This window comes from Ramlibacter sp. GCM10027632, assembly GCF_042675325.1.
GTDB lineage: Bacteria > Pseudomonadota > Gammaproteobacteria > Burkholderiales > Burkholderiaceae_C > Ramlibacter.
On sequence record NZ_JBHTGW010000008.1, the window covers coordinates 1 to 16,374 of the forward strand.

General features: G+C 70.3%; 12 protein-coding genes. 6 read left to right on the top strand and 6 right to left on the bottom strand.

Translation table 11 applies throughout. The annotated features are described in order from the left end of the window. The 4 genes from ACFQZY_RS12835 to ACFQZY_RS12850 all read right to left on the bottom strand — a co-directional run. On the bottom strand, positions 1–3,914 hold a 3,914-nt coding region (locus ACFQZY_RS12835; RefSeq protein ID WP_377416334.1), incomplete at its 3' end, for an Ig-like domain-containing protein. A 27-nt stretch (positions 3,915–3,941) separates the two neighbouring features. Further along, positions 3,942–4,247: a hypothetical protein gene (locus ACFQZY_RS12840; RefSeq protein WP_377416336.1), complete on the bottom strand. Its 306-nt coding sequence runs from the start codon at positions 4,245–4,247 to the stop codon at positions 3,942–3,944. 172 nt (positions 4,248–4,419) lie between these two features. Continuing rightward, on the bottom strand, positions 4,420–5,097 hold the full coding sequence (locus ACFQZY_RS12845; RefSeq protein WP_377416338.1) for a LuxR C-terminal-related transcriptional regulator: 678 nt from the start codon (positions 5,095–5,097) through the stop codon (positions 4,420–4,422). Positions 5,098–5,254: 157 nt separating this feature from the next. Beyond that, positions 5,255–6,049: an SDR family oxidoreductase gene (locus tag ACFQZY_RS12850; RefSeq protein WP_377416340.1), complete on the bottom strand. Its 795-nt coding sequence runs from the start codon at positions 6,047–6,049 to the stop codon at positions 5,255–5,257. 87 nt (positions 6,050–6,136) lie between these two features. Between ACFQZY_RS12850 and ACFQZY_RS12855 the strand changes: the two genes are divergently transcribed. Next, a complete protein-coding gene (locus ACFQZY_RS12855) occupies positions 6,137–7,009 on the top strand; it encodes an oxaloacetate decarboxylase (RefSeq protein ID WP_377416342.1) in 873 nt (290 codons plus the stop codon). Positions 7,010–7,033: 24 nt separating this feature from the next. After that, positions 7,034–8,056: a Bug family tripartite tricarboxylate transporter substrate binding protein gene (locus ACFQZY_RS12860; protein WP_377416344.1), complete on the top strand. Its 1,023-nt coding sequence runs from the start codon at positions 7,034–7,036 to the stop codon at positions 8,054–8,056. 30 nt (positions 8,057–8,086) lie between these two features. Here the strand turns inward: ACFQZY_RS12860 and ACFQZY_RS12865 are convergent, their stop codons facing one another. Together ACFQZY_RS12865 and ACFQZY_RS12870 are read right to left on the bottom strand one after the other, a co-directional pair. Then, a complete protein-coding gene (locus tag ACFQZY_RS12865) occupies positions 8,087–11,146 on the bottom strand; it encodes an FAD-binding and (Fe-S)-binding domain-containing protein (RefSeq protein ID WP_377416346.1) in 3,060 nt (1,019 codons plus the stop codon). Continuing rightward, entirely contained in the window at positions 11,143–11,835 is a 693-nt protein-coding gene (locus tag ACFQZY_RS12870; protein WP_377416348.1) for a GntR family transcriptional regulator, read from the bottom strand. The genes ACFQZY_RS12865 and ACFQZY_RS12870 overlap by 4 nt, the downstream gene beginning before the upstream one ends. Before the next feature lie 137 nt (positions 11,836–11,972). Between ACFQZY_RS12870 and ACFQZY_RS12875 the strand changes: the two genes are divergently transcribed. From ACFQZY_RS12875 to ACFQZY_RS12890, 4 genes are all read left to right on the top strand, one after another. Further along, the gene (locus tag ACFQZY_RS12875; RefSeq protein ID WP_377416350.1) at positions 11,973–13,202 is read left to right on the top strand and encodes a pyridoxal-phosphate-dependent aminotransferase family protein; all 1,230 of its coding nucleotides are present in this window, start codon (positions 11,973–11,975) and stop codon (positions 13,200–13,202) included. A 79-nt stretch (positions 13,203–13,281) separates the two neighbouring features. Then, positions 13,282–14,247 (top strand): Bug family tripartite tricarboxylate transporter substrate binding protein, encoded by a 966-nt coding sequence (locus ACFQZY_RS12880; protein WP_377416352.1) that lies wholly within the window; start codon positions 13,282–13,284, stop codon positions 14,245–14,247. Beyond that, entirely contained in the window at positions 14,244–15,476 is a 1,233-nt protein-coding gene (locus tag ACFQZY_RS12885; protein WP_377416354.1) for a CaiB/BaiF CoA transferase family protein, read from the top strand. The genes ACFQZY_RS12880 and ACFQZY_RS12885 overlap by 4 nt, the downstream gene beginning before the upstream one ends. Then, a complete protein-coding gene (locus ACFQZY_RS12890) occupies positions 15,473–16,330 on the top strand; it encodes an enoyl-CoA hydratase/isomerase family protein (protein ID WP_377416356.1) in 858 nt (285 codons plus the stop codon). Before ACFQZY_RS12885 ends, ACFQZY_RS12890 begins: the two co-directional genes overlap by 4 nt. Positions 16,331–16,374 lie beyond the last annotated feature (44 nt).

The window sequence follows — 16,374 nt, forward strand, 5'->3', positions numbered from 1 at the left end:
ACGACCTCCAGCACATTGGAAGTGGCATCGTTGCCTGCGGCGTCGGTGACGACGGCGCGGAAGCGGTAGTTGCCGTCGGCCAGGGCGCTCTGGGCGGCGGCGGTCGAAGCCCAGTCGCCGTTGTTGAAGGAGACCTGGTACGCAACTGAGGCAGTCGACTCTTGGCCGTCCAGCGCGAGGTTGAAGGCGTTGTCCTGGGTGATGTCGACGGTGTCGTCGCTGCCGGTGTCGGTCAGGCTCTGGAACGACAGATTGCCCGGTACGGGATCGGTGTTGTCGATCACGACCTCCAGCACATTGGAAGTGGCATCGTTGCCTGCGGCGTCGGTGACGACGGCGCGGAAGCGGTAGTTGCCGTCGGCCAGGGCGCTCTGGGCGGCGGCGGTCGAAGCCCAGTCGCCGTTGTTGAAGGAGACCTGGTACGCAACTGAGGCAGTCGACTCTTGGCCGTCCAGCGCGAGGTTGAAGGCGTTGTCCTGGGTGATGTCGACGGTGTCGTCGCTGCCGGTGTCGGTCAGGCTCTGGAACGACAGATTGCCCGGTACGGGATCGGTGTTGTCGATCACGACCTCCAGCACATTGGAAGTGGCATCGTTGCCTGCGGCGTCGGTGACGACGGCGCGGTAGCGGTAATTGCCGTCGGCCAGGGCGCTCTGGGCGGCGGTGGTCGAGGTCCAGTCGCCGTTGTTGAACGAGACCTGGTACGCAGATGAGGCAGTCGACTCTTGGCCAGCCAGCGCGAGGCTGAACGCGTTGTCCTGGGTGATGTCGATGGGGTCGTCGCTGCCAGTGTCATCCAGGCCGGTGAAGCTCAGGGTGCCCGGAGCCGGAGCAGTCTTGTCGATCACGACCTCCAGCACGTTGGAGGTGGCCGCGTTGCCTGCGGCGTCGGTGACGACGGCGCGATAGCGGTAGTTGCCGTCGGCCAGGGCGCTTTGGGCGGCGGTGGTCGAGGTCCAGTCTCCGTTGTTGAAGGAGACCTGGTAGACGACATTGGCCGTGGACTCTTGGCCTGCCAGCGAAAGGTTGAAGCTGTTGTCCTGAGTGACGTCAACGGGATCGTCGCTGCCAGTGTCATCCAGGCCGGTGAAGCTCAGGGCGCCCGGAGCCGGAGCAGTCTTGTCGATCACGACCTCCAGCACGTTGGAGGTGGCCGCGTTGCCTGCGGCGTCGGTGACGAGGGCGCGATAGCGGTAGTTGCCGTCGGCCAGCGCGCTTTGGGCGGCGGTGGTCGAGGTCCAGTCGCCGTTGTTGAACGAGACCTGGTACGCAGATGAGGCAGTCGACTCTTGGCCAGCCAGCGCGAGGCTGAACGCGTTGTCCTGGGTGATGTCGATGGGGTCGTTGCTGCCGGTATCGGTCAGGTCGGTGAAACTCAAAGTGCCCGGTGCCGGAGCAGTCTTGTCGATAACGACTTCGAGCACGTTGGAAGTGTCATCGTTGCCTGCGGCGTCGGTGACGACGGCGCGGAAGCGGTAGTTGCCGTCGGCCAGGGCGCTCTGGGCGGCGGTGGTGGAAGTCCAGTCGCCGTTGTTGAAGGAGACCTGGTAGACCACGTTGGCCGCGGACTCTTGGCCAGCCAGCGAGAGGTTGAAGCTGTTGTCCTGAGTGATGTCGACGGTATCGTCGCTGCCGGTGTCGGTCAGGTCGGTGAAGCTCAGGACGCCCGGAGCCGGATCGGTGTTGTCGATGACGACTTCGAGCACATTGGAAGTGGCATCGTTGCCTGCGGCGTCGGTGACGACGGCGCGGAAGCGGTAGTTGCCATCGGCCAAGGCGCTCTGGGCGGCGGTGGTCGAAGCCCAGTCGCCGTTGTTGAAGGAGACCTGGTAGACCACGTTGGCCGCGGACTCTTGGCCAGCCAGCGAGAGGTTGAAGCTGTTGTCCTGAGTGATGTCGACGGGATCGTCGCTGCCGGTGTCATCCAGACCAGCAAAGCTCAGGGTGCCCGGAGCCGGATCGGTGTTGTCGATGACGACTTCGAGCACATTGGAAGTGGCATCGTTGCCTGCGGCGTCGGTGACGACGGCGCGGAAGCGGTAGTTGCCATCGGCCAAGGCGCTCTGGGCGGCGGTGGTCGAAGCCCAGTCGCCGTTGTTGAAGGAGACCTGGTAGACCACGTTGGCCGCGGACTCTTGGCCTGCCAGCGAAAGGTTGAAGGCGTTGTCCTGTGTGATGTCGACGGTATCGTCGCTGCCGGTGTCGGTCAGGCCGGTGAAGCTCAGGGTACCTGCGGCGGGCGCCGAGGTGTCCACAGTAAGGTTCAGTGCCGTGGTTGCAACGCTCTGGTTGCCAGCGGGGTCGGTCTGCTTCGCCCGAATGTGGTGGAGTCCCTCGGCCAGGGCAATATCAACGCTGAAGCTTCCATCGACAACGGTGGTCGTTGTGAGCAGTTCGCCTCCATCAATGACGCCATCGTCGTCAGCGTCGTCAAACAAGGCGACGCTGGCGCCGCTCTCCCCGGTGCCCGAAACGGTCAGGCCGCTGGTTTGGCTTGTGTTGTTGTCACTATTGGATGTGCCCGAATCATCGCCCGCCGCGAGGTCCAGTTCACCCAGGGACTGCAGCGCCCCGGGCGCGGTGGTGTCGATCGTGATGCTCAGGCTGCCGGAGGGCGAACTGAGGTTGTTCGCACCGTCGGCCTGGATGGCGCGGACGTGGTGGACGCCCTCGGCCAGTGCAATGTCCACCGTGAAGCTGCCGCCCGAAACCGAGGCCGTTCCCAAGGAGCCTTCGTTGCTGTCGCGAACGCCGTTGTTGTTCGCGTCATCGAACAGCGTGACGGTGTTCCCGTTCACGCCATTGCCCGTGATGGTCAGGCCGCTGGTCTTGTTCGTGAGGTTGTCGACGCTGGAGCTGCCCGTGTCATCCGCCGCGGCCAGGTCCAGCCCGGTGGGAGCGGGGACATCAGGGGCCAGGATGGTCAACGTGCGGGTGGATACCAGGACCTCCTGAACGATGTTGCCCGGGTTGGCCGTGATGACCAGCGTGTGGTTGCCGGTCGCCAGGTTGTTCGGGAAGGTGTAGCTCCAGGGGGCGTTCGTTTGCGACGCTGACAATTCAACCGTCGCGACGTTGGTCCCGTCCAGCCAGACATAGAGCTTTGCGGCGCCATTGTTCGAGGTGTAGTTGCCCCCGATCGTGGGCGTCGCGTCGGTCGTCGACAGCGTCGTGGTGAGCGTTGCGGCCGTCACGTTCAGCAGGCCCGCATAAGCCGTGTCCCCAATCACCTGCGCCTCAATCACCCCCGTACTCGCCTCCAGCACCCAATCCCCTCCCAGCGACGCCGCGCCGGTCGGGTCGGTCGACGCCGCCACGTCCGCGCCCGTCGCAGTCGCCAGGGCCTCGATCAGCGCGACGCCGTCGCTGCCCGCCGCCACGTCGCAGCCGTAGATCAGGATGTCCGCGCTGTCGCTCAGGTGGCTGCCGATCTCCTTCAGCACCGCGGCATACCCCGCCACCGTGTCGTTGCTCAGGACCGCGGAGCCCAGGATGACCGTGCCGGTGGCGCCGTGCGAGACCAGGTCCACGCTGGCAAGGCCGGTCACGATGTCGATCGCGCCCACCACCCCCGTGTTGGCCGCCAGGAAGTCGCGGATCTGCAGCAGCCCGTCGCGCGTGGCGTCCAGCAGCACGATCGTGGCGTCCGCCGGAACCGCAGCGACCAACTGCGCACAGCCGGCCACGCCCGGGTCGATGAAGACCACGCGCGAGGTGAACAGCCCCGGCACGCTCGACGAGGCCGAGACCACGTTGATCGAGGTCGCCCCCGCATCGAGCGCCGCCTGGATCTGCGCGTAGCCATGCGCCGGGTCGTCGATCCGCACCACGGTGAACGCCGCCGGGTCGTACTGTGCGGCGATCTCGTTGTAGTAAGACAGGCTGCTGTCGATGAAAACGGTGCGCAGGGCCATCGTGACTCTCCTTGGGGATGCTCTGTGTCAGTGGTGGGGGGCTTCCAGGTGCGAATCGAGGATCCGCACCGCGATGCCGTACCGGCCTCCCCGCTGCTCGTTGCGGACCACCAGGCCAATGCATTTCAGGGTCATCGCCCCCAGCGGCGTGGGCATCTCCACATCGAAGGAAATGACGCTGCCGGTCTCGGCCGCGGCATCCATCTCGAAATAGACACCCTCGTCGCTGGCATCACGCGTGAACCCGGTGCTGTCCGCGAGACGGACCGGCAGGACCACGCCAACGCGTGTCGCGTGTCGCGGTCGGGAAGGGGAGGTGCGCCGGTCCTTCATGGTTACCAAAGGTAACGATCGGGGCGCCGTGACACATGAGACCAATGTCCAGGAGCGGCCAGGACAATTGCGGGGGGCGGGAACGGGACTTCGCGGGCGCGGGTCCCGCCAGGCATGGGACAAACCTCCCAGGGAGGTCCTCCCCGGGGTCCGGGGAATTCGCTGAAAGGCCCTAGCGCGTGGAGGGCGCGGCCAGGCCGTTCTGGCGCGCGTAGGCGAGCAGGCCGGGGCGGTTGGCCACGCCGAGCTTCTCGTAGATCGAGGTCAGGTGGTTGCGCAGCGTGCTCTCGCTGATATGGAGCTTGTCCGCGATGACCTTGCCCGGGTCGCCGTCGTTGTGCGCGATGAAGGTCACGATCTGGTGCTCGCGCTCGGTCAGCTGCATCAGCTTGCCGGTGGCGCCGTCGGCGCGCGGCTCGGTGCCGGCATGCCGCAGGAACTCCACGAAGATGCGCCCCGTCGCCGTGCGATCCAGCCAGAGCTGGCCCTCATGCACTTTCTCGATGGCGGTGAGCAGCGTCGCCAGCGTCCCCTGCCGGTTGATGATGCCGCGCGCGCCGTGCATGACCGCCTTGTCCAGGAGGTCACTGTCGTCGATGCGGGTGATCAACAGCGCCTTCGCATGGGAGCGGTCCCGGAGCCGGGCCAGCAGCGGCAGCGCGCGGTGGCCGAGGCAGTCCATGTCCAGGACGATGACGTCCACCTCCAGGGCCGCGAGCTTGTCCGCCGAGATCGCCTGCGGGTCGGCGCAGCCGGCCAGGCGGAACCGGCGCGGCTCGCTGCCCAGGCACTGCTCGAGCGCGCCTGCCAGCAAGGCGTAGTCGGTGGCCAGGTAGACGTTGATCGGCACGGGCGGCGATGTCGGGATGTGAAACAAGATGATACGGGATCAGTCGCCCGATCCCTCCCGCGCGGCCCTCCCGGCGTCGCGCGCCGGCCACGCCCCGCCGGGGCCTGCGCATGGCCAGGCCGCCCGGGACCCCGCGAGCGGATCCGGCGGCCCCGGGTCAGGTGACGGTGGGCGTCGCTGCCCCGTCCAGCACCAGGCCCGCGCCCGTCACGTAGCCGGCGCGCGGCGAGGCCAGGAAGACCACCACGTCGGCGATTTCCTCCGGCCGCGCCAGGCGGCCCAGGGGGACGCGGGCGGTGGCCCGCTGCAGCGCCTCCTCGGGCGTGATGCCGTTCATGCGCGCATCCGCCGCCATGCCCTCGCGCAGGCGCTCGGTCAGCGTCTGGGCCGGGTTGACCACGTTCACTCGCACGCCCTTGGGCGCGTAGGCCGCGGCCATGCCGGCCGAGACCAGCATCAGCGCCGCGTTCGCCGCGCCGCCGGGCATGTGGATCGGGCTGGCGAACTTGCCGCCCGCGCCCACCACGTTGACGATCGCCCCCGCGCCGCGGGCACCCATGCGCTTGACCAGCGGCTCCATCACGTGGATGTAGGTGAAGTACTTGGCCTGCATCGCGTCGTGGAAGGCCTGCGGGGTGAGTTCGTCCGGCGGGGTGCGCTTGGCCGCGCCCGCGGAGTTCACCAGGACATCCACCGGCCCGCCGGCCGCCTCGGCCGCGTCCAGCACCGCCAGGGCCTGGGCCGCGTCGCGCAGGTCGGCGGCGAAGGTGCGCACCGAGGCCGCGGGCCACTGCGCGGCGAGCGCGGCGCGCGCCGCCTCGAGGTTGGCCGCGCTGCGCGAGACCAGGCTGACGTGGGCGCCCTCGGCGAGGAAGCCCTGGGCGCAGGCCAGGCCGATGCCCTTGCTGCCGCCGGTAATGAGAACGTGTTTACCCTGGAGTCCGAGGTCCATGCGTAGGTGACAGCGCCGCAGCGGGCGCCTTGCTAGATTGCGGGACCCTCATTTTCTGCAGCGGGCGCCCGGCCCGTTGTCACCCGCATGACCGCACCGCTCTCCGCCCTTCGCCAGCGCCTGGCGCAACCCGGCCTCGTCGTCGCCCCCGGCGTCTACGACATGGTCTCCCTGCGCCTGGCCGACACCTTCGGCTTCGACGCCCTGTACATGACCGGCTACGGCACCGTGGCCTCGCACCTGGGCCTGCCCGATGCCGGCCTGGCCACCTATTCCGACATGGTGGGCCGCGTGCGCGCCATGGCCGGCATGGCCCATGCGCCCCTGATCGCCGACGGCGACACCGGCTACGGCGGCCTGCTGAACATGCGCCACACGGTGCAGGGCTACGAGCAGGCCGGCGCCGCTGCCATCCAGATCGAGGACCAGGAGTTCCCCAAGAAGTGCGGCCACACGCCGAACCGGCGCGTGATCCCGATGGAGGACATGGTGCGCAAGATCCGCGTGGCCGCGGAGGCCCGCCAGTCGAAGGACTTCCTGATCATCGCGCGCACCGACGCGCGCACCTCCCTGGGCCTGGACGAGGCGCTGCGCCGCGCCGAGGCCTATGCCAAGGCCGGCGCCGACATCCTGTTCGTCGAGTCGCCCGAGTCCGAGGAGGAGATGCGCCGCATCGGCGCCAGCTTCGACGTGCCGCTGGTGGCCAACATGGTGGAGCGTGGCCGCACGCCGGTGCTCTCGCGCGCCGAGCTGGAGTCCATCGGCTACAAGCTGGCGATCTTCCCGGTCACCGCCCTGCTCGCCTCGGTGCAGGCCATGAGCGAGGTGTATGCCACCTTCAAGGCCGAGGGCTCGTCGGCCGGCGGCCGCACGCCGCTGTACGACTTCGGCGCGCTGACCCGCCTCATGGGCTTCGAGGCGGTGTGGGACTTCGAGAAGCGCCACGCCGAGACCGAATAACAAGACCCAGACCAGGAGACAAGCATGCAACCCTCGCGTTCCTTCCCGCGCCGCCGGCTCGCCGGCGCCGCGCTCGCCCTGACCGCGCTGGCCGGCGCGGCCGGCCTGTTCCCGCTGGCGGCGCAGGCCCAGGCCCCGGCGCCCGCGGCCTTCCCGACCAAGCCGATCCGCCTGGTCGTGCCCTTCACCCCCGGGGGCGTGACCGACACCAGCGGCCGCCTGGTCGCCGAGGCGCTGTCGCGCCGCCTCGGGCAGAACGTGATCGTGGACAACAAGCCCGGCGCCTCCGGCAACATCGGCACCCAGATGGTGGCCGCCGCCGAGCCCGACGGCCACACCCTGCTGCTCGGGTTCGACGGCACGCTGGTGATCAACCCCCACGTGTTCGACAAGGTGCCGTTCAACACGGTGCAGGACTTCGCCCCGGTGGGCAAGATCGGCGATGCCATCCTGATCCTGGTTTCCCATCCCGGCTTTGCCGGCAAGACGCTGCGCGAGGTGATCGCGATGTCGAAGTCGCAGGCCGGCGGCCTGTCCTACGGCACCTCCGGCACCGGCGGCACCCCGCACATCGCGGGCGAGCTGCTGCGCCAGCGCACCGGCGCCAACCTGGTCCATGTGCCGTACAAGGGCGGCGGCCAGGCGATGACGGACGTCATGGGCGGCAGCATCCCCCTGGTCTACACCGCCATCGCCGGGGCGGTGCAGCACGTCAAGGCCGGCAAGCTGCACGCGATCGCCGTGTCCAGCGCGCAGCGCGCCTCCTCCATGCCCGACGTGCCCACCTTCATCGAGGGCGGCGTGGCCGACTTCGAGGTCAACTCCTGGGTGGGCCTGCTCGCGCCGGCGAAGACGCCCAAGGCCATCGTCGACAGGCTGAATGCCGAGCTCAACGCGGTGCTGGCCGACCCGGCGGTGCGCGGCCGCCTGAACGACCTGGGCATCACCGCGATGCCGGGCACCGCCGACAAGTTCGGCGAGGAGATCCGCCGCGACCTGGCCCGCTACGGCCAGGTGGTGAAGGCGGCGAACATCAAGGCGCAGTGATCCCGGCCCGGCGGGGGCCGCGCCCCCGCCTCATCCCGCCAGCGACTGCCGCAGCAGCACCGCGGCGTGGATCGCCTCGCGCTGCGCGCCGTCGGCGATCTGGTGGCGGCAGCTGGTGCCGTCGGCCACCACCAGGGCGTCGGGCGCTTGGCGCACCGCCGGCAGCAGCGACTGTTCGGCCATGCGCATCGACACGTCGTAGTGGCCGGCCTCGTAGCCGAAGCTGCCGGCCATGCCGCAGCAGCTGCTCTCCACCAGCTTCGGCTCGAGCTGCGGCACCAGGGCCAGCACCCGCATCAGCGGCGAGACCGCGTCGAAGGCCTTCTGGTGGCAGTGGCCGTGCACCAGCACCGGCTGTCCCAGCGGCCGCAGCTTCGCCTGCAGCTCGCCGAGCCGCCCGGCCTGCGCCTCACGGGCCAGGAATTCCTCGAACATCAGCGCCTGCTTCGCCAGGGCCTGCGCGGCCTCGCCGAAGCCCATGGCGGTCATCTCGTCGCGCAGCGTGAACAGGCAGGACGGCTCCAGCCCCACGATGGCGATGCCCCGGTCCACGAAGGGCCGCATCGCCGCCAGCAGCTCGCCGGCCCGGGCCCGGGCCTCCTCCACCCGGCCGCTGGCCAGGTAGGTGCGGCCGCAGCACAGGTGGCCGCCGCCGCCTTCGCGGCTGGCCACGTGCACCGTGTAGCCCGCGGCTTCCAGCACCTCGAAGGCCGCGCGCGCGTTGCCGGACTCGAAGTAGCCGTTGAAGGTGTCGACGAACAGCACCACCGGCCGCTCTGCCGCCAGCACCTGCTCGCGGGTGGCGCCGCGCGGGCCGTCGTTGAAGAAGTGGCGCGGCTGCCAGGCCGGCAGGCTGCGCCGCGCCGACAGGCCCAGCAGGCGCTCGCCCAGGCGCGCCAGCAGCGGCACCCGGTTGCGCAGGTTCAGCAGGCCGGCGAAGCGGCTGGCCAGCGGCGCGTACTCGGGCAGGCGGGCGACGAGGGCGTCGCGCAGCGTGCCGCCCCGGCGCTGGCGGTCGGCATGGCGCGCCTCGATCTTCATGCGGGCCATGTCCACGCCGGTGGGGCAGTCGCGCTTGCAGCCCTTGCAGCTGACGCACAGGTCCATGGCCTCGCGCACCGCCTCGCTGGCCAGGCCCTCGGGGCCGAGCTGGCCGCTCAGGGCCAGGCGCAGGGTGTTGGCGCGGCCCCGGGTGAGGTGCTGCTCGTCGCGGGTCACGCGGTAGCTGGGGCACATGGTGCCCGCATCGAACTTGCGGCAGTGCCCGTTGTTGTTGCACATCTCCACCGCCTTGGCCAGGCCGCCGGCGGCGTCACCGCCGGTGCCCGGCGCGGTGGTCTGCTCGGTAGCCGGGTCGTTGCGCACGTCCCAGGCGCTCCAGTCCAGTGCCGGCTTCAGCGGGATCACGCGGTAGCTGGGCGGGAAGCGCATCAGGCGCGTGTCGTCCATGCGCGGCGGGTCGACGATGCGCTGCGGGCACAGCAGGCCCAGCGGGTCGAACAGGCGCTTGATCTCGCCGAAGGCGGCGTCGATCTTCGGGCCGAATTGCCAGCGGATCCACTCGCCGCGGCACAGGCCGTCGCCATGCTCGCCGCTGTAGGCGCCGCGGTACTTGCGCACCAGCGCCGCGGCCTCCTCGGCGATCTGGCGCATGCGCGGCGCGCCGTCGGTGCGCATGTCCAGGATGGGCCGCACGTGCAGCGTGCCCACCGAGGCATGGGCATACCAGGTGCCCTTGGTGCCATGGCGGCGGAACACCTCGGTGAGCGCGTCGGTGTACTCGGCCAGGTGCTCCAGCGGCACGGCGCAGTCCTCGATGAAGCTCACCGGCTTGCCGTCGCCGCGCAGGCTCATCATGATGTTCAGGCCGGCCTTGCGCACCTCCCACAGCGCCTTCTGCGGGCCCTCCTCGGGCATCAGCACCACCGAGCGGGGCAGGCCCAGGTCGCCCATCAGCTCCTCGAGCTGCGCCAGGTGGCGCACCAGGGCCGCGTGGTCGGCGCCGGCGAACTCCACCAGCAGCAGGGCCTCGGGCTCGCCGATCAGCGCGCGGCGCACCGTGGGCGCAAAGGCGGGGTTGTGCAGGGACAGGTCGATCATGGTGCGGTCGACCAGTTCGACCGCGGTCAGCGTGCCCTCGCCCAGCTTCACGATGTGCTGGGCCGAGGCCATGGCCTGGTGGAAGGAGGGGAAGTTCACCACCCCCAGCACCTTGTGGCGCGGCAGCGCGGACAGCTGCAGCGTCAGGCTGCGCGTGAGGGCCAGGGTGCCCTCGCTGCCCACCAGCAGGTGGGCCAGGTTGACGCTGCCGTCGCGGGTGTAGGGGCGCTGGTTCTGGTTGTGGAAGACGTCCAGGTTGTAGCCGGCCACCCGGCGCAGCACCTTGGGCCAGTGCGCCTCGATCTCCGGCGCCAGGGCCTGGGCCAGCGCGCGCACGCCCTCGCCCAGGGCACGGGCGGTGCCGGTGGCCTCATCGAAGCGGCCGAAACGGTGCAGCGCGCCGTCGCTGGTCCAGGCCTGCGCGCCGAGCACGTTGTGGACCATGTTGCCGTAGGCGATGCTGCGGCTGCCGCAGGAGTTGTTGCCGGCCATGCCGCCCAGCGTGGCCTGGGCCGAGGTGGACACGTCCACCGGGTACCACAGGCCCAGCGGCTTGAGCTGGGCGTTGAGGTGGTCCAGCACGATGCCGGGCTCCACCGTGGCCATGCGGGCCTCGGCATCCACCTCCAGCACCTGGCGCACATGCTTGGAGAAATCGATCACCAGGCCCGCGCCCACGGTCTGGCCGCACTGGCTGGTGCCGCCGCCGCGCGGCACCACCGGCACCTTGAGGTCGCGGCAGATGTCCAGCGCGAGCCGGGCGTCCTCGGCGGTGCGCGGCACGAACACGCCCACCGGCATCACCTGGTAGATCGAGGCGTCGGTGGCGTAGCGGCCGCGGTCGGCCGGGGAGAACAGCACCTCGCCGGTGGTCTCGGCGGCCAGGCGCTGGGCCAGCCGGCCCGCCACCTCGTTGCTGGCGGCGGCGACCCGGTCGTAGGCGCCGGCGGCCGCCTCGCGCGTGACCTGCAGCGGCAGCGGCGCGTTCATGAGCGCACCTCCTGCGCCGCGGCGGCTTCCTCGCGCAGCAGCTCCAGCACCGCATCGCGCTTGTGGGCCAGGTGCGCCAGGAGCACCTCGCGCATGGCTGCCGCGTCACGCGCGGCCAGGGCTTCGATCATGGTGTCGTGTTCCTTCACGGCCTGGTCCCACTTGCCGCCGTCCTGGTTGGAGCGGAAGCGCAGGGCCTGCAGCCGGGCGTTGACCTGCTGGTAGACGGCGGCGAGCACCGGGTTCTTCGCCGCGGCGTTGATGGCCGCATGGATGCGGGCGTTGAGCGCGTAGTAGGCCGAGAGGTCGCGCCGGGTGTAGGCAGCCAGCATCTCGTAGTGCATGGCCCGGATCTCGGCCAGCTCGGCGTCGGTGATGCGCTGCGCCGCCAGCTCGCCCGACTGGGCTTCCAGCCCGGCCATCACCTCGAAGGTGTGGCGCACGTCGGCCTCGGTCAGGGCCACCGCGATCGCACCCCGGTTGGGTTGCAGCTCGACCAGGCCCTCGGCGGCCAGCATCTTGAAGGCCTCGCGCAGGGGGGTGCGGGAGACCCGCAGCAGTTCGCTGAGTTCGCGCTCGTTGAGCTTGGCGCCCGGGCGGATGCGGCCTTCCACCAGCATCTGGCGCAGCCGCTGCGCGACCTGCTCATGCAGGGCGGCGCGCGGAATGGAGATCACTTCGGCGGTCATGGATAGGATCTATTTTGTATGCAAAAAATGCGGATGGATCGGAAATCGGCCAGTAATGGGTGAAAACCCTGTGGTTCAGGCATGTACTGGATTGAATTTTGTATGCAAAATTTGCCCGACTTATGGAGCCCTGCCGCATGCTGACCCTCGACTTCCACCCCACCGGCCGCCATTTCCTGCAGATTCCCGGGCCCTCGCCGGTGCCCGACCGGATCCTGCGGGCGATGAGCCTGCCCACCATCGACCACCGCGGGCCGGAGTTCGGCGTGCTGGGCCTGCGGGTGCTCAAGGGCGTCCAGCAGGTGTTCCAGACCCGCCACCCGGTGGTCATCTACCCGGCCTCCGGCACCGGCGCCTGGGAGGCCGCGCTGGTCAACACGCTGAGCGCGGGCGACCACGTGCTGATGTACGAGACCGGCCACTTCGCCAGCCTGTGGAACAAGCTGGCCGGCCGGCTGGGCCTGAAGACCGAGTTCCTGGGCCTGCCCGGGGTGGAGGGCTGGCGCCGCGGCGTGCAGGCCGACCTGATCGAGCAGCGGCTGCGGGCCGACACCGGCCACGCCATCAAGGCGGTGTGCGTGGTGCACAACGAGACCTCCACCGGCGCCACCAGCGACATCCTGGCGGTGCGCCGCGCGATCGACGCCGCCAGGCACCCGGCCCTGCTGATGGTGGACAGCATCTCCGGCCTGGCCTCGGCCGAGTACCGCCATGACGACTGGGGCGTGGATGTCACCGTCAGCGGCTCCCAGAAGGGCCTGATGCTGCCGCCGGGCATCAGCTTCAACGCCGTCTCGCCCAAGGCGCTGGAGGCGAGCCGGCGCGCCACCCTGCCCAAGTCCTTCTGGGCCTGGGACGAGATCATCCCCATGAACGAGACCGGCTACTGGCCCTACACCCCCAGCACCAACCTGCTGTACGGCCTGGCCGAGGCCTGCGACATGCTGCTGGATCCCACCCATGGCGGCCTGGAGGGCGTGTTCGCGCGCCACCGCCGCTGGGGCGAGGGCGTGCGCGCCGCGGTGCGGGCCTGGGGCCTGGAGATCCAGTGCCAGGAGGCGAGCAGCCAGTCGCCGGTGCTCACCGGCGTGGTCATGCCCGAGGGCGTGGACGCCGACGCGGTGCGTCGACTGATCCACGAGCGGTTCGACATGTCGCTGGGCACCGGCCTGGGCAAGGTCAAGGGCCGCATGTTCCGCATCGGCCACCTCGGCGACTGCAACGACCTGACCCTGATGGCGGCCCTGGCCGGCTGCGAGATGGGGCTGAAGCTGGCGGGCGTACGCCTGGCTGGCTCAGGCGTCACCGCCGCCATGGAGTATTTCGCCGGGCACCCGGCCCAGCTGCCCGCCAAGAAGGCAGCGTGAAACGAGAAGGGCGCCCGCGGGCGCCCTTTGTTTTTGAGTCCAGCAAAGACCGAGCAAAGACCCAGCAAGGAGACAGCACATGCAGCGCAGAACCTTCGTCGCCGGCAGCGCCGCGACCCTGGCAGCCCCCCTGGTGCGGGCCCAGTCCCTGCCCACCGGGCCGGTCCGCATCATCGTCGGCTTCGCGCCGGGGGGCGGCACGGACATCCTGGCCCGCGTCGTCGGCCAGAAGCTGGGCGAGATGTGGAAGACCCAGGTCCTCGTCGAGAATCGTTCCGGGGCCTCCGGCGCCATCGCCGCTGACTACGTGGCCAAGCAGCCCAACGACGGCACCGTGCTGCACATGGCGCACATCAACAGCCACGCGATCGTGCCCAACCTGCAGAAGACGGCCTACGACCCGCTGAAGGACTTCCAGCCCATCACCCTGGTGGGCGTGACGCCCAACCTGCTGATCTGCGGCGCCATGCAGCCGGCCAAGACCGTCAAGGACCTGGTCGACCTGTGCAAGCGCAACCCCGGCAAGGTCAGCTTCGGCTCGGCCGGCAGCGGCTCGGCGCAGCACCTGGCGCTGGAGATGTTCATGCTGCAGGCTGGGGTGAAGACCATCCACGTGCCCTACAAGGGCTCGGGCCCGATGCTCACCGACCTGATCGGCGGGCAGATGCAGTACAGCTTCGACACCATGACCGCGGCCACGCCGCACGTGAAGAACGGCAAGGCCATCGCCATCGCGCAGACGCGCCTGAAGCGCGCCAGCGGCCACCCCGACGTGCCGACGATGGCGGAGTCGGGCTTCCCCGGCTTCGAGGCCACCACCTGGTACGGCCTGGTGGGCCCGGGCCGCATGGCGCCCGGCCTGGCCCGGCGCATCAACGAGGACGTGAACAGGGTCCTGCAGATGCCCGACGTGGTGGCCAGGCTGGAGGCTTCGGGCGCGGAGGACGGCGGCGGCTCGGTGGAGAAGTTCGCCGAGTTCATGAACGTCGAACTGGCCAAGTGGGCCCGCGTGATCAAGGAAGCCAACGTCAAGGTGGACGCGTGACGGCGGCGGCTGCCGCTGCTGCTGCCGCCGCGCGCCCGCAGCCCCTGGCGGGCGTGCGCGTGCTCGACATCTCGCAGGTGATGGCCGGGCCCTACGCCTGCATGCTGCTGGGGGACATGGGCGCCGACGTGATCAAGGTCGAGCCGCCCGGCAGCGGCGACCAGACCCGCGGCGCCATGGGTTTCAAGATGAAGGGGGCGGACAGCCTTGGCTTCATCAACATGAACCGCAACAAGCGCAGCATCACGCTGGACCTGAAGTCCCCGGCGGGCCGCGAGGTGCTGCTCAAGCTCGCGGCGGAGTGCGACATCCTGGTGGAGAACTACCGCCCCGGCGCGCTGCGCCGCCTGGGGCTGGGCTACGAGGTGCTGCGCGAGGTCAACCCCCGGCTGGTCTACACCAGCATCTCCGGCTTCGGCCAGAGCGGCCCCTGGGCCGACCGGCCCGGCTTCGACCTGATGGCGCAGGCCATGTCCGGCGTGATGAGCGTGACCGGCTACCCCGACAGCCCCCCGGTGAAGTGCGGCGTGCCGGTGGCGGACATCGGCTGCGCGCTGTTCGCCACCTACGCCACCCTGTCCGCCTACATCGGCGCGAAGAACACCGGGCAGGGCCAGTACGTGGACGCGGCGCTGTTCGACGCCGCCATGGCCTTCTCGGTCTGGGACATCTGCGACTACTGGGGCACCGGCCAGCCGCCGCAGCCCCTGGGCACGTCCAACAAGATGACCGCGCCCTACCAGGCCATGGCCTGCGCCGACGGCCACTTCGTCATGGGCGCCAACAACCAGAAGCTGTGGACCCAGCTGTGCAAGCTGATGGGGCGCGAGGAGCTGCTGGAGGACCCGCGCTTCACCACCATCGCGCTGCGCCTGGCGAACCGCGCGGCGCTGCAGGAGGAGCTGGAGAAGACCTTCCGCCTGCAGACGAAGGACTACTGGGTGGACACGCTGCTGGCGCACGGCCTGCCGGCCGGCCCCATCCTCAGCTACCCGCAGGCCTTCGGCAGCGAGCACGGCCAGGCCCGGGGCATGCGCATGGAGATCGACCACCCGGTCGAGGGCCGCGTGCCCAACATCGGCTTCGCGGTGAAGCTCTCGGGCACGCCGCAGCAGGTGCGCCGCCATCCGCCGCTGCTGGGCGAGCACACGGAGCAGGTGCTGCACGAGCTGGGGCTCGACGACGCGGCCCAGCAGCGCCTGCGCGAGGCCGGGGCGTTCGGGGCATGAGCGCGGCGCCGGAACACGCCCCCCCGGGGGGCGACGAGGCACGCGCCGTGCCGGGCGGGGGCACATCGTCCGAGGTCCCCGCCGCCGGCGCGGTGCGCCTGGAGGTGCAGGGCGCCGTCGCCACGGTGGTCTTCGACCGGCCGCAGGCGCGCAATGCCATGACCTGGGCCATGTACGAGCAGCTGCAGGCCGTCGGCGAGCGCCTGCGCGCCGACCCCGCCGTGCGCGTGGCCTGTTTCCGCGGCGCCGGCGGCCAGGCCTTCGTGGCCGGCACCGACATCGCGCAGTTCCAGGCCTTCGGCGGCGGCGAGGATGGCGTGGCCTACGAGCGCCGCATCGACGCCTGCATCGCCCTGCTGGCCTCGCTGCCCATGCCTACCGTGGCGGTGGTGCAGGGCTGGTGCGTGGGCGGCGGGCTGGCCATCGCCGCCGCCTGCGACCTGCGCATTGCCACGCCGGACGCGCGCTTCGGCGTACCGATCGCGCGCACCCTGGGCAACTGCCTGTCCATCGCCAACGTCGCCCGCCTGGTGGCGGTGTTCGGCCGCCCGCGCGTGCAGCGGCTGCTGCTGCTGGCCGACCTGGTGGGCGCCGACGAGGCGCTGGCCTGCGGCTTCGTGCTGGAGCAGGTGCCGGCCGACCGCCTGGACGCGGCCGCGGACCGTCTCTGCCAGCGCCTGGCCGCGCTCGCCCCGGTGACCCAGCGCGTGAGCAAGGAGACGCTGGGGCGGTTGCTGGACCTGGACCTGCCGCCCGTCGAGGACCTGGTCCGCCAGGCCTATGGCAGCGAGGATTTCCGCGAGGGCGTGCGGGCCTTCGTGGCCGGACGTCCGCCGGCCTGGCAGGGGCGCTGAGGCCCGGCCGGGCGCCGGGGGCGCGCTGCGCCGGCGCGGCGGCG

What these genes read in the sequence shown, in the direction of transcription:
- ACFQZY_RS12855 (WP_377416342.1), top strand. Translation starts at nt 6,137, where the DNA reads ATGACCGCACCGCTCTCCGCCCTTCGCCAGCGCCTGGCGCAACCCGGC.
- ACFQZY_RS12870 (WP_377416348.1), bottom strand. Translation starts at nt 11,835, where the DNA reads ATGACCGCCGAAGTGATCTCCATTCCGCGCGCCGCCCTGCATGAGCAG.
- ACFQZY_RS12875 (WP_377416350.1), top strand. Translation starts at nt 11,973, where the DNA reads ATGCTGACCCTCGACTTCCACCCCACCGGCCGCCATTTCCTGCAGATT.
- ACFQZY_RS12840 (WP_377416336.1), bottom strand. Translation starts at nt 4,247, where the DNA reads ATGAAGGACCGGCGCACCTCCCCTTCCCGACCGCGACACGCGACACGC.
- ACFQZY_RS12865 (WP_377416346.1), bottom strand. Translation starts at nt 11,146, where the DNA reads ATGAACGCGCCGCTGCCGCTGCAGGTCACGCGCGAGGCGGCCGCCGGC.
- ACFQZY_RS12850 (WP_377416340.1), bottom strand. Translation starts at nt 6,049, where the DNA reads ATGGACCTCGGACTCCAGGGTAAACACGTTCTCATTACCGGCGGCAGC.
- ACFQZY_RS12880 (WP_377416352.1), top strand. Translation starts at nt 13,282, where the DNA reads ATGCAGCGCAGAACCTTCGTCGCCGGCAGCGCCGCGACCCTGGCAGCC.
- ACFQZY_RS12890 (WP_377416356.1), top strand. Translation starts at nt 15,473, where the DNA reads ATGAGCGCGGCGCCGGAACACGCCCCCCCGGGGGGCGACGAGGCACGC.
- ACFQZY_RS12860 (WP_377416344.1), top strand. Translation starts at nt 7,034, where the DNA reads ATGCAACCCTCGCGTTCCTTCCCGCGCCGCCGGCTCGCCGGCGCCGCG.